This is a genomic window from Calditrichota bacterium (genome assembly GCA_020637445.1).
GTDB lineage: Bacteria > Electryoneota > RPQS01 > RPQS01 > RPQS01 > JABWCQ01.
The window spans coordinates 1-13,753 of the sequence record JACJVZ010000004.1 but is presented as its reverse complement, the minus strand read 5'-3'; the positions used below and the strand labels follow the sequence as shown (position 1 = coordinate 13,753).

At 50.0% G+C, this 13,753-nt stretch carries 12 protein-coding genes; all 12 read right to left on the bottom strand.

Annotation, left to right across the window (positions count from 1 at the left end):
• Positions 1-132: 132 nt before the first annotated feature.
• Positions 133-966, bottom strand: a complete 834-nt coding sequence (locus H6507_12275; GenBank protein MCB9369879.1) for a phosphatase PAP2 family protein — start codon at positions 964-966, stop codon at positions 133-135.
• A gap of 38 nt (positions 967-1,004) precedes the next feature.
• On the bottom strand, positions 1,005-1,652 hold the full coding sequence (locus tag H6507_12270) for a hypothetical protein (protein ID MCB9369878.1): 648 nt from the start codon (positions 1,650-1,652) through the stop codon (positions 1,005-1,007).
• A 138-nt stretch (positions 1,653-1,790) separates the two neighbouring features.
• The gene (locus H6507_12265) at positions 1,791-2,822 is read right to left on the bottom strand and encodes a phosphatase PAP2 family protein (GenBank protein ID MCB9369877.1); all 1,032 of its coding nucleotides are present in this window, start codon (positions 2,820-2,822) and stop codon (positions 1,791-1,793) included.
• 125 nt (positions 2,823-2,947) lie between these two features.
• Positions 2,948-3,895 (bottom strand): hypothetical protein, encoded by a 948-nt coding sequence (locus tag H6507_12260; GenBank protein ID MCB9369876.1) that lies wholly within the window; start codon positions 3,893-3,895, stop codon positions 2,948-2,950.
• Between the two features lie 100 nt (positions 3,896-3,995).
• Positions 3,996-7,046, bottom strand: a complete 3,051-nt coding sequence (locus H6507_12255; GenBank protein MCB9369875.1) for an efflux RND transporter permease subunit — start codon at positions 7,044-7,046, stop codon at positions 3,996-3,998.
• Positions 7,043-8,038 (bottom strand): efflux RND transporter periplasmic adaptor subunit, encoded by a 996-nt coding sequence (locus H6507_12250; GenBank protein MCB9369874.1) that lies wholly within the window; start codon positions 8,036-8,038, stop codon positions 7,043-7,045. Before H6507_12250 ends, H6507_12255 begins: the two co-directional genes overlap by 4 nt.
• Positions 8,035-9,360, bottom strand: coding sequence for a TolC family protein (locus H6507_12245; GenBank protein MCB9369873.1), 1,326 nt, complete (start codon positions 9,358-9,360; stop codon positions 8,035-8,037). Before H6507_12245 ends, H6507_12250 begins: the two co-directional genes overlap by 4 nt.
• A 19-nt stretch (positions 9,361-9,379) precedes the next feature.
• Positions 9,380-10,216 carry a transporter gene (locus H6507_12240; protein ID MCB9369872.1) on the bottom strand — a complete coding sequence of 279 codons (837 nt, stop codon included), beginning with the start codon at positions 10,214-10,216 and terminating at the stop codon, positions 9,380-9,382.
• The gene (locus H6507_12235) at positions 10,206-10,736 is read right to left on the bottom strand and encodes a PepSY-like domain-containing protein (GenBank protein ID MCB9369871.1); all 531 of its coding nucleotides are present in this window, start codon (positions 10,734-10,736) and stop codon (positions 10,206-10,208) included. Before H6507_12235 ends, H6507_12240 begins: the two co-directional genes overlap by 11 nt.
• A gap of 139 nt (positions 10,737-10,875) precedes the next feature.
• Positions 10,876-12,282, bottom strand: coding sequence for a HAMP domain-containing histidine kinase (locus H6507_12230; GenBank protein MCB9369870.1), 1,407 nt, complete (start codon positions 12,280-12,282; stop codon positions 10,876-10,878).
• A complete protein-coding gene (locus H6507_12225) occupies positions 12,279-12,956 on the bottom strand; it encodes a response regulator transcription factor (protein MCB9369869.1) in 678 nt (225 codons plus the stop codon). The genes H6507_12230 and H6507_12225 overlap by 4 nt, the downstream gene beginning before the upstream one ends.
• Positions 12,957-13,478: 522 nt before the next feature.
• A partial coding sequence (locus tag H6507_12220; GenBank protein ID MCB9369868.1) for an efflux RND transporter permease subunit occupies positions 13,479-13,753 on the bottom strand: 275 nt, incomplete at its 5' end.

Below are 13,753 nucleotides of genomic sequence, written 5' to 3'. Positions count from 1 at the left end.
CGAGGTTGTCAGTGCCGAACATTGTGGAGTCACAAATACTGTTTCTAAGCTGATTTACTGAAAGGCTACTCTACAAATACATACAGCTGGCAGGGCGTTCTATCGCGAAATCGGACTTGAGCAAGTAGCTCGTTAGAATCCGTACGAGAACTGAATTGAATTTGTCGAGAATCCCAACGAAGATCCTTTTAGCTTGGAGGAGCGGTTCAAATGGACTACGCCCAAGCCAACCGCGCTTCCCCAAATAGCCGCCGCGACCGTGTCCGACAACCAGTGTTTGTCTGCATAAAGCCGTTGGAAGGCTGTTGATGTTGCCAGCCCGTAGAGAACGATTGCTAACGGCACGGACTTCAGTTCAGCGGACAATACTGAAGCCTGAACGAATGCCACGCTCGCGTCGCCGGAGAAGAATGAGTGATGCGCATTCTGAAGACTTGGTCCTCTGAAGTTCGTCGGCCCTGTGTTCAAATAGGGACGATCGCGGCCCACGATATTTTTGGTGAGCTGCGTTCCAATCCCGCAGATGAGTTGCGCTTCCATCAACTCCAAACCGCACCTTCTGAGTCCCGGCTTTCCGATCAACGCACCAAGCAGATAACACCCGCCCATTGAGCCAAAAAGGACCGGGACACTTTGAAACGCGTGGCCAACGTTTGCGACCTCAAACGCCCAGCCGGAACTAATCCGGGTTGTATGATGACGGGCAGGAATATCTCCGAGCGAACTGACAAAGACTGTTGTGAACGCACACGCAACAGGCAACAGCGCTGCACGTTTCATGCAAAATGGTGCCTTCAGCATATGAAAAGTGGCTGACTTGAAATCGGACGCATCAGAGTGAAGCATCCTTTCACGAGACTGTCCGTTGCTTTCGGTCGCAGACGCAACAGAACAACAGATGGCCACCAACAGCAGAAACACTGCTATGGACTCAGTTACCGGCGTTGCGAAGAAACGTACTTTCATAGCGGAGGAAGCAATTCTAAACGGCCAACTTCTAATATTCAATCTTGCTTTCTAACTGCATGTGCGGTTTCGTTTCGAAGCCCTTCAATCACCTTGGGAAGGGTCTTTGCTACTCCAACTCCAAGAATTGATCTTGGCAACAAGAGTCCAGGGTCCGAATAGGTTGTATACAGCACGACCGTTTTCAGGGCATCATCCTCAAATGGCTTCAACTCCCACGACCCGTGATTTGTATTCAGATTTCCGGCTACCATTGACCATTTGACTAGATATTGTTCGTGATTCAAAATGATTTTCAATAAGTACCAACGACGAGCGAAGGGGAACGGCATTTTCACGTCATAGCAAACGTACACGGTATCACTATACAGACTGTCACTGAAGTAGTGTCCAACCATTTCTTGAAAAGATTTCCGATCCCATTTCTCCTGACTTTCCAATTCCTTCAGTATAGCGTCGGTTACGATGTGCGTAGCCTCTATGTTCGGCATCCATTCAGCTTTGTTATTAAAGTCGATGACTGCAGCCCAGACATCTTCAATTGGTGCGGCGACTACTCCCATGGCCCGAGCACCGATCTCATGCACCTGCACTCCGTCAGGTCGGTCAATTAGGATCTTCCCATTGCGAAGATCTTGGTTTATCTGTTCTGATGAGCCGTCAAACCCGATACTAATTTCGGTCATCACTAATATCAATCCGAATACAAAAAAGAGTGATAATAGGAGCGAACAGCGTCTCATTGTGACGTTTGCTTTTGCAAGTCTTTCGCTTCCTGATATTCTTTTTGTGTTTCGCATCTCCATATCAGATATAGAGTGCTGTCAGAATTCGTAGCCCAATCTCAGTCCCATTGAATTGTTGCCAAGATATGGCAACAGGGAAATGTGGTCACGCTTTGACACCTTGCCATTTACTTCTTCACTGCCTTTGCCGCTCAAAATCGTCCGTGCGCGACCATCGCAAATCTTCGCGAACGTATAGCCGATGGATATTCCCAATGGGTAGTCGCTCGCCCAGTGTACGCCGTTATTAAGCATTGCATACATCAAAATTCCCATGAGCGAATAGCCCATCGGTCTGATCCACTTCTTGTCCGGGTAATTGTCGGCGATAACCGTTACCGTCGCCATCGCTGTCGCTATATGACCACTGGGCATCGCATCATAATTTGGAACATGATTCTGATAGTCCGACGGATTGGGAAATAAACGCCATTTGCCGCCGTCGACAGTCCGGGCATTGGGACTTTCCCGACCGAAGCTATGCTTAAGAATCTGGATCATCGTTCCGGTGGCTACGATCGCTTCAATGCACTGAGTGCCCGTCTGCAACGCACGCTTGTCTCCCGACAGTTGACCGTAACCCCAAAAGCCGACTGCAATCGAACTATGCACAATGCCGTCACCAAGGAAGTACATACCTGTTTCCAGGTCTTGCGGCACATTGAGCGGCGTACCTATCGTTTTGCCGCCAACCTTGACACCCCAGTTTGTCAGCGGCTTTTGTTTGCTTGTATGATTGAGTCCGACTTCATCTCCAATATGCTGCGCTCCATCGATAATATCCTGGTCGAAATAGACTAGCAGTCCGGTTCCAACCACCATCGCTCCGATGTAGGGGAGATTGGGTCTATTGAATGTTGTACGAAAGTAGCTGCCGAAATCCTTGTATAGAAAATTGTAGTAGCGGGAGTTCGGTGGACGAATATAGGCGTAGTCCACTCCGGGCTTAACATGGTAGACCTTCATGGTGCCTCCGCACGCTTTCATGCCGTTTTGCGGGTTGTCGAACAGTTCCGGACATTTTAGAGCGGTGCTTGCAACTGCAGTGCTAACCAGTATTGAGAGTGACACGATTATTAAGTGCATTGACCAGGACTTTTGTGGATTTGAATGCAATTTGTTTCTTCGTAATTAGAAGGAGTTGCTTTTGCAACAAGAGTGGAAGCTCTCGTTCCAAAAGTTCGTTCCTTTCGCTCTCAGAGCTGCCTTGAAACAGGATGCTGAAATCCGCGCGAAAGCTGTTGTTCAACCAACACGAATTGCCTTACAGACTCCAGCGAGAACTTAATTGGGGTTCGCCCGGCCAATTCGCCGTCGCATTGAACAAACTCGGGCGGATTGGCATCTATGGTAATTTCCTTGGCTTCTCCACATCGGGCTGTTTTCATCCGCGCAAGAGTTCCGAACACCAATCCAAAGAGATGCTTTAGATGGCTCCAGCGAGAACTGCCCGTCAATATCATGTAGTGCAGCTTTTCGTTTCCGGGCTGCAATCCAGAAAAGACCCTGTATCGTCCGGCATAGTGTTCACCACGATTGACAATAATGCAGTTGATCTTTTCCGAGATATCTTCACCATCAATGTTGACTGCAAAGACCGGTTGTCGCCACGTGAAAACAGCGACGAGAAGCGATATTGCGAACGCGGTTTTGTTTAGCGTGTGCCTTAGACGACCCGGCACACGCGAGACCACATAGGCATCGAAGCCGACTGAGGCCGTGCTATGAAATTGCAGATCATTGCAACGCCCGTTTCGCGCCGAAATTACCTTCCCAGTGTGTAACATATTTATCCAACGCTTGGGGCTATCGGGGATACGGAGATTGAGTGCGAAGAGATTGACCGAGCCGCCGGGAAAGAATGCAACGGGAACGTATGTCGGTAAGCTTTGGATAGACTCGTTCAATGTCCCGTCCCCACCAACTACCACAAGAGCGCGTACTCCCTGAGGACCCCGTTTCTTGATAATCTCCGTAGCGTGTCCAGGTTTTTGCGTTTGTGTAACTTTATATCCGTCTCGCTCCAAGAGTGCGATAGTCTGACGGGCTCTTACCCTTGATCTGCGGGTGCCTGAGGCTGGATTCCAGATGACGAGCGTACTTTCCGGCGGGAAAAACGGGGATTTTGTTGACTGTTCAGTCATACACTTTAGAAAGCGGTGTTTCGACAAGACTCTTTTGGTCGTTTCGAAGGAGTACGGATCTTGTAGGATCGGTATTCGACCGCAATGACCTGAGCGGCTGCTACTTACCTCTCCATAATCTGTATAACATCGGTAATCCGAAGAACAATAACAAGCTTGAAATGGAGAAACCGCCGATTACTGCAATGGCCAAAGGCTGCTGCATTCTTGAACCTCCGCCAAGTCCGAGTGCCAGCGGAGATAAGGCCAGGACCGCTGCCAGCGTGGTCATCAGAATCGGGCGAGTGCGGATCAAACTTGCTGTGACAATTGCCGTATCCAAAGAGTCGCCGGCTGCAATGCGCGTCCTAATCGTATGCATGACGAAGACGGCATTTTCCGCGACAATGCCAATGATCATGATCACGCCGACAAAACTGGATATGTTAAACGTCACTCCAGACAGCCAAAGCGCCGCAAATGATCCCAAGAGTGCGAGCAATGCTATCGGCAATATGGAAAGCGGAACCGCAAATTCGCCAAATTCGAAAAGAAGTACCAGAAAGACGAGTATGATTGCGCCAATTGCGACCAGCAGCAGGCCTCTGAATGATTCCTGCTGTGTCTGGTAAACTCCGCCATATTCCAAGGCAACACCTTTCGGCAACACCAGGTTGTTCCGCAGCTTCAATTGGATATCGTGGATCGCGCTGCCCAGATCCCTTCCCGAGACTCGCGCTGTCACCGCAACCAACTGTCGCAAGTCCTCGCGGTTCAGCTCGGCTTGTCCTCCTGTCATTTCAATAGTCGCAATATTCTTTAGGGGCACGGAAATTCCCTGGTCATTCAAGACAGAAAGCTGTTCAATCGCCTGCAAATCAGAGCGATATGAATCCGGATAGCGCACATGGATACCGACGAGTTTTTCCCCTTTTTGGATATTGCTGCCCACGCGTCCGCGCATGATATTCTCGATTTGACCGGCTAAGTCAGCTGTATTTAATCCATCGCGCGCTGCTTTCACCGGGTCCACGTTTACTATCATGGACGGCCCGGAGATGACTATTCCGTCAAAGGCATCCACTATACCCGGGACAGTTTCAATCAATGAAGCGATCTGCTTGGCCGTCTTCTGCATGACCTCCGGGCTGTCCCCAAAGACTTTTATTTCTACGGGTGACGGGCTATTCGTCAAGTCTCCGATGACATCTCCCATCAACTGAAAGATGTCTATTTGGAGCGCGGGTTGAGACTCTTCAATCCGAGTTCTTACTTCATCCATGACGTTGTCAATATTGCGGTTTCGCCGCTGTTTCAATTTGACGAGAAAGTCACCATTGTTTGGCTCCGTAATGAAGAATCCAAGCTGCGTTCCGGTTCGACGCGAATAGGAGTCCACTTCGGGTATGCTCATCAAGACATTTTCCACTCCAACCAGCATCCTATTCGTTTCGTCCAACGACGTTCCCGGAGGCGACATGTAATCCAGAACGAATGATCCCTCGTCCATATGGGGCAAAAAGTCGCTGCCGATTTGCTTGTATATCAAGAATGTGAGCACGAAGACGACTCCCGTTCCTAAAACAACAAGGCCGCGCAAATGAAGCAGCTTTCGCAGAACGCGTTCATACCATTTCGCAAGTCGACTGGTGTGCTTTTCGATGGACAGTTCATGCGCGATGTCCTTTCCTCTCAGGAATAGGGAGGCAAAGAGCGGAGCCACGGATATGGAAAAAAGGAAGGAGACCGCTAACGCAGTTACCATCGTGACGGACAACGATTTGAAAAACGCGCCTGTTATGCCGCTCAGGAAAGCAAGCGGAATAAAGATAACAATTGTGCAGGACGTTGATCCAATGATCGCCGGAAGAAACTCGCGAATGGCCGGCCCAATCGTCTCGCGGAATACCTGACGCAAATTGCTTGCTTGAATCCCCCGGGGGCACTGGGCGAAGGCATGCTCGATGACTACGATCGCGTCGTCAATAATCAACCCGACTGCCGCCGCAATTCCACCCAAGGTCATAATGTTGACGGTTTCGCCAAACAAGTACAGCAGAGCCAGCGTCGCGGCTATAACTGACGGCACGAAGAGCACAATAACCAACATAACGCGGCTGCTGCGCAAGAACACGAACATTACCGCCATTGCGAGCAGAATACCGATCAAGATCGCGTCGCGCGTGCTGAGTATGGATCTGTTGATGAAATCACTTTGATCGTAGAAATTCTCAAAGTGAACACCCTGCGGCAAGTCAATTGTGCTAAGAACCCGCGTGACATCCTTACCAATCTGCACCGTGCTGCCCGTCGGTTGCTTAATGATATTGATAAGTACTGCGTCGTGCCCGTGTGCGGTCGTGCGAATGTAGTTGTCTTCCACTCCCGGCTTCACATCCGCAACGTCGCGAACGAAGACCGGCACGTCATTCTTGACAGTTACCACCACGCCTGCAATGTCTTCTACGGATTTCAGAAGTCCGGAGACCAGTGATAGGTACAGCAGATGGTTGTCCGCCAGAAGACCCGAGGAGGCAACGGTATTGGATTTGTCGATTGCGTCCGTTACCTGCGTCGCATCAATATAATAGCTTGCGAGTTTGTCCGGATCGAGTATTACCGTGAATTCCCTGGTGTCCCCGCCTGTGACTTCCACTCTGGCGACGCCGTTCACTCTCATCAGCGCAGGCCGAATTTGATACAAAGCAAGATCGCGCAGTTCCACCAGACTTTGCGTGTCGGATGTCAGGCTGTAGCCCTGAATCGGGAAGACCGCAATGCTCATCTGTTCGGCTTGAATTGACGCCGTAGCGGGGAGTTCGTTGCGGATATTCGAGATTCTTCCCTGTAACAGTTCCAAAGTCTGCAACACGTCTGTGTTCCAGTCCAGGAGGATTGATATTTCGCTCGATCCTCGACTCGTAATGGAACGCACGACATTAACGCCTTGCAGCGAACTCGCGACCTCTTCCAACGGTTTGGTGACTTCCACCATCATGCGATCGGCGGGTTCTTCTCCATTGTCGGCAAGGATCACGATGCGGGGAAACGTAATGTCCGGAAACAGCGAAACCGGCATCTTGAGCATCATCGCGATCCCGGCGACCGCGATCGCAACCACTGAAAAGAGCACCGCTTTGGTGTGCTTTTGAGCGTAGTGGAATGGACTCATTGCATTCCTTGCGGTGTTGCACTAACTTTCGTAGAATCCACAAGAGCATATTGCCCTTCGACGATCACCTGCATACCGGGCTTGAGCTGCTGACTCGCGACTTCCGCCGTCGAGTCAGTCTGAACGCCCATTTCGACTTGTACCGTGTGCGATAACGAGTCCGGACCAACAATAACCACGGAGTGCCGAAGTGTTTCATCATTTCGCAGCACTGCGGATTTAGGGACCAATAGAGCATCAGGATGAGTGTCAATAACGATGTCCGCAGTCCCTGTCATTCCGGACTTCAGAACGGGGGCGACAGATTCGAGAAATGTGAGTCGCACTTCAACCGCCTGGCTTTCGGGATTGCTTTGCGGGTTGATAGCGTCAACGGTCGTTTCAAATGTTGTATCCGGCAGTGCCGATAAGTGGACGCTCGATTTCTGGCCGATTCTTATTTGAGAAAGTTCGCCTTCCTGAACGTCCGCCATGAAGACCAGAGTATTTAGATCCACCACAGTCAGCAGCGAAGTTCCTTCGGACAACACTTGCCCTTCCGTTGCTTGCCGCACTGAGATAACTCCGTTGAAGGGTGCGGTGATTTCTACCCGTGTCCGAGTGGATTCGGCCAAGGCAACCGCCCGTTCCGCACTTATGCGATCAGACACACTCTTTGCGCGAGACAGAAGTATTCGTGCACCATCAAGGGCCGCTTTTGACTCACGAGTCTCGATGGAAGCGATCACTTCTCCGGATCGAACGGACTCCCCTTCAAGGACCTTTATTGACGTCACTCTTCCGGTAATAGGAGAAAGTACGTCTTGAGTACGCAACGCCTCCAACCGCCCGATGGCATGAAGTTCGACGTTTGCCGTGCCGAGCGCAATGGGAACTGTCTTGACCGCGACCACAACTTGGGGCGCTCCTTCTTCACTGGTGCCGCCGTCTTGTTTGCACGCGGCCACGGTCAATGCGGCGAGCAATGGCAGTAATATGATACAGCGTTTCACAATCGTCCTTCCGATACGGGAGTTATCGCTTGCTCTAATTGAATCTGAAGATCAATAGAGTTCGCCTTGGCATCAATATTGGCAGTTTGAGCATCGAGAAGCGCCTGCTTCGCATTTAATACGTCCGTGACGTTTGCGCTGCCACCTGCGTACATGGCGCGCGTGAGTTCAAACGTTAGATCCGCGGTTTCGATATTCTGCGAAGCCATTTCAAGCGCGTTCTCTTGATCTTTGATTTGAAGACGAAGATTGCTCACCTGCCCTGCTATTTCATTGACTAAGTTCACGCGCTGCGTTTCGAGCGACCGTGTCGCCAGTTTTGCTTGCTGAACATGCACTGCCGTCGCGCCCCCATCGTAAAGCGAAAACTGCATGGAGACTCCGATTGATGCGCCAAACCCGCTGTACATTTCTGCCGGAGGCAGCCTAAGGTTTGACCTCGTAGATAGATACCCCGCGTCGGCCGTGAAATCAATTGTGGGGCGTTTTTCATGGAGCGCAAGGTCTTCGTCGAGTTTACTTCTGGCAATGTCCTGATTGAGACTCTGAAACTCGTGCGTGCTTTCCAGGTAATCCGATGGAATTAGCGAAAGCCGATTGATTTGAAGTGACAACAAAGTATCCAATGATCCGACGATGCTGAAGTTCGGATCAGGGGCCATTCGCATAGTCGTCGTTAGTGCAATTGCCGCGCTGCCACGAGCGGTTCTCGCCGTCCGAAGTTCTGCTTGCGCTTTGGTGAGGTCTAATTGAGTTCTTAGAACGTCCGTATACGGGACGGTTCCACCTGCGTTCATGCTTCGCACTATGTCGAAGTAGTCCGAGATCTGTTGAATGTTTTCTGACAGAACGGTCATCAGCTGATCTGATTTCAGAAGTTCCATGAATTGTTTCGTAACAATCCAAACAAGTTCCCGATCAAGTCTTACACTGTCGGCGCGCAATCTTTTTTTGTCAACGTCTAACTGCCGCATTTTCAGCGCACGAATCCCGCCATCGTAGATATTTTGTTCGACGACAATTTGTCCATTCATCTGGCCGCCGTCCGTGATGACGGGATCATAGCCAAAATTTCGAGAGTCCGGCGCGTACGAAGCCCCTCCGGTAGCCATCACTTGCGGTCTTGATCCCGACTTGAGTTCTTGTTGAGTCAGTTCAACGTAACGAAGACTATCCTCGACAATACTTGCGTTCAGACTGTTCAGTCTCGCCATCGCAAGCGCTTCCTCCAAAGTCATTGGGGCAGGCGCTTGAGCATAGAGCGTTTGTGCCAGAATCCAAACGCAGAGGATTGCAGTAGTCTTTAACTTTCTGTTAGCCATTCAACGAACCTTAGCGAGTCTATTTCGTGTGAAACTCAAGTCCAGGCGCGAATAGCCACGCGTTGGAATTGTCGTGGCTAACACCGAACGAGAGATGAACGTTTGGACTGATTAGATAGCGCAAACCCAGCATCTCAACTAATTCGCCGCCCGATGCTTCCGGCGTCACCGCACTTTCGCCAGTCCCTTGAATTGGATCGGCCGTTTCTTTCAAGGCCGACGTATTGCCGAATACTTCGGAGACTATATCCCACTTTTGGGCGGCGTGGTATTCAATCGCGGCGGCATAACCGAGCAAGTTGTTGAGCTGCTGGCCGGCGGGTTGACCGACAATAGTATAGCTCAAGTTCGCGTGGGTATCCCAGCGGCCAAGCTCCTTGCTAGCTACTACGTAGCTTGCAAGGTCTGCTTTCCCGGTTCCGATTTGTACGCTGTGTGCCGTCGGAATCTTGATTTCGCCAGCAAGTGCGATTGCAGGCCGATTGGGTCGCTCGTGTAATGCAAGCCAGGTCAGAGTTGTTTCAAGATCACCGAGACCAGTTGTATGCGGACCAGTTTTGGGTGTGATCGCGGTATAGAATACGGGTTCAACCAGCAGTTCGAGTCGATCGGCGAGACCATATTCAAGCGCAAACGGAGCGGCCTTTTCGGTTCCCTCGTGAGACGTCTGGAATTCAAACGCGCCGGCAACCGTCAGCGATTTTCGCATCGGCAGTCTCGCCGTTTCGGTTTCAAGAGGAAGTCCCGCAAACGCGGGAATAGCGCCCAGGATCAGCGCGAGGCCTAAGACTAATTTCACCGCTCTTGCGAGTGAGTCATTCAGGTACGCGCTGAAGGTCGCGGTGTTACTCTGCATCTTCAGACTCCTCGTCTTCATCTTCACCCTTTGGCGCAAGTTTTTCTGACTTGACAATCTGTCCCGAATCATCGAGCACAATCTCCATCCGGACATCATTGTTTTCCATCAGGACTTCGTATTGCGCAACTCCGGCTCGGGTCACTTTTTCAATTCTTTGGATTTCGCCTGTTGGGAATTCTTTGCGAAGGTTTGCCGTAGCTGATGCCGGAAGTTCCGACTTTAACACGCTTTCTTCGATTTCTTGTACCGTGCCGTCAGGCAAATAGAGTACGTCCCGTGTGGTCTTCCCTTGTTTGCTTTCGATTTCGAAGAATGTCTGGCCGTCTTTGACCTCTTGGTTTGTGCCCGTGATCTTCGCTTCCGGATACTGTGATTCGAATGCCGCGAGAACCGCTGCCGGCACTTCGCCGAGAGATATGGACTTTTCGGAATCGGGCTCGGCGGCTGTTGCCGCGCTTAGGCCTCCTGCGCACAGCAAAATTGCCATAGTAATGATTATGTTGATGTTGCGAAACATTTGTGTCATCTCCTTGTTGGGTTTTGATCCTGCGAATTGCAGTTTCGTAGAACAAAATAGTCTGGCAAGATGAAATGAACATGAAAAACCCGGAAGACAGTATCTTCCGGGTCGTTTCGTTGTGCAGAATCCGAATCGTCTACGCCGTGCTGTCCTCGCTCAGGCTAATGGTGAAAGTTGAACCTTTGCCGTCATGGCTTTCGATAGTTAGTGCGCCACCGTGCAATTCAATGACTCGCATTGCAATGGCCAATCCCAGTCCGCTGCCGTTACCTTCGCCGCGTTGGCTGGTCGCACGGTAAAATCGCCCAAAGACCTTTTGTTGTTCATCCTCCGGTATTCCAGGGCCATTGTCGCTGATGGTCACTTGAAACTTGTGTTCGTCGCGAACTCGTGCCAGGGACACTTGAACGGAGCTTTCCGACGGGCAGTACTTTATCGCGTTTTCAATAATATTGTCAAATACGCTCTTTAGCTTCTCACTATCGCCAAGATACTCAATCGCTTCTTCAATATATAATTCCAAAGAAATGTTCTTTGATTCCGCAAACGCTTTCAATCTCCGAACACATTCAGCAAGAAGTTCGTCAATTCGCACCGATTCACGCTCGTTAGATTGCGAAGCGGAATCCAATCTGGCCAAAAGCAGCAACTGCCCTGCCATTTTGGACAAACGATCGATTTCCGTAAGTGCAGATTGGATATCTGCGCGAACTAAACTGTCGCTAGTGTTACCTAATGCATGTTCCAACTCCACACGCATTACTGCGAGAGGCGTGCGTATTTCATGTGATGCGTCGGCCACAAACTGCCTTTGGCTACGAAACGACGAATCCAATCGTTCCAAGAGCCCGTTAAGAGTCTCTCCCAAGAGCCGAACTTCATCCTGAGTCTTTGGCAGATCCAATCGTTCATTCAAATTGTGGACAGAAATATTACGTGACGCGTTGGTCATATTGACAATCGGACGAAACGATGCCTGCGTAATTCCGTACGCCGCCATTCCCGTTATCAATAAAATGGCGGGCACCAATATCCAAAAGAGCAGCCGAAGCTGTTCCATGTCATCCAACATGTCTTGCATCGGCATTGCAAGTTCAAGAACATAGAGCACGGTTCCGTCGATCTCCACCGGTTGCCACAAGACCCTGTAGTCACCTGTGCCGAGTTTTAGATTAACGTGTTGTGCTGACTTAAAAGAGTACTTCGATGGCCAGTCGGCAATTGCCGTTTGCAGTAGGCTGTCCTTCACGATCGCGGCGCCCGTCACCGTGAGGAGCTGTAAGTGAGCGTCATTGAGATCTTCTGTAGTCAAACCCGACAGCCAGTCGTCCTCTATGTCTTCTTGATCTCCCATGTCCTCATCAATTTCCATAAGGAGTTTGCCAGCATGTGAATCGAGTTCAGCGTCAAGTCGCGCCATTCTGGAATCGCCGATACTTCGATACGTCACAACTGCGAATGATCCAATAAGAATTCCAAAAATCGTCGTATACGCAAGGACGAGTTTAGTCTTAATCGTAAGATTTGAAAAGAACTTTGTCACTGTTCGTGCTCCGAAAACATGTAGCCACTTCCTCGCACAGTTAGAATCAGCGGTTTGTCAAATCCTTTATCAATCTTTTGACGAAGGTATTTCACGGATGCCTCAATAACATTGCTTCTCGGCTCGAAATTCATATCCCAAACATGCTCGGAAATCTGTTCGCGCGAGAGTACCGTTTCTGGATTTAACATAAAATACTCTAAGAGCGCATACTCTTTTGCAGTAAGACGAATTTCCCGCCCTTCGCGGCGAGCGGAGCGAGTCTTCTGATCAAGGCTAAGACCATAGAGATCGATCTGCGTAGATTTTGACACGCTGTTTCTTCGGATCAATGATCTTAATCGCGCGATCAGTTCGTCAATATTAAAAGGCTTGGTTAAGTAGTCATCGGCACCAAAATCGAGTCCCTTAATCTTGTCCTGAACATCATCGAGCGCTGTCAGCATAAGGATCGGAGTCTGTACCCCTGATTTCCTGAGATTACGGCACGTTTGCCAACCATCTTGGCGCGGCATGATTACATCGAGAATGATAACATCATAATCATTGCTAAATGCTGTCTCTTCACCTGACATGCCATCTGCGGCAGCATCCACGGCGAAGCTCGCAGCCCGCAGGCTCTTGAGCAAAGCAGCAGAGAACTTTCGATCGTCTTCAATTAATAGGACTCTCATACTGCCAGCAAGATAGTGTTCCGCACCTATCAAATCAAGTTGTTTGTTCTTTGGCAAGTTGGCCGACGATCTAGGACCAGGACTCGGAATCAATTTTTTCACCTTCGGACTCGCGTCTGTCAATCCAGCACTATTGCTTGAAAAGCATGAGATTCCCGACCAGTAGCGCCGCCTATCTATAACATACGAATTAACAAATGCTTGCCTTTTTTAGTTGATGGCCAAAATCCGTGGGCCATCAGGTTTCCAGTAGCTATTTGCTATTTCCGGTTTACTTAAGTAAAAGCACCCTTGCTAAGTCTATACTTAACAAGGGTGCAATTGTGGAGACGGCGGGAATCGAAAGAGCGGTCTATGTTTAAACCGCCCTTGTAAGGCAAGCATAATTAACAAGAAAGCCCCGTTTGGGGCTTTTCTCGTTTTACTGCTAAGTCTATATTTTTACCTTCGGCACCAACCGAAAACAGGACAAAAACAGGACATCGGGTGGGGCGGCTGGAAGTTAAGTGAATGCATTTGAATTTAGGCTTCTTCCATTTCGGTAATCGGCCTTCCAAATTGAGTGTACAGCACCGGCAAAACAATCAGTGTGAGCATGGTGGATGTAACAATTCCGCCGACGACCACTGTTGCAAGTGGGCGTTGGACTTCAGCGCCGACTCCGAGCGAAATCATCATAGGAATGAAACCGAACGCAGCGACCAGCGCAGTCATCAGGACGGGTCGCATACGCAATGAGCCGCTGGTGCGAATGGCATCTTTGAAATCCACCCCCTCCTGCTGAAGATTGCGGATCG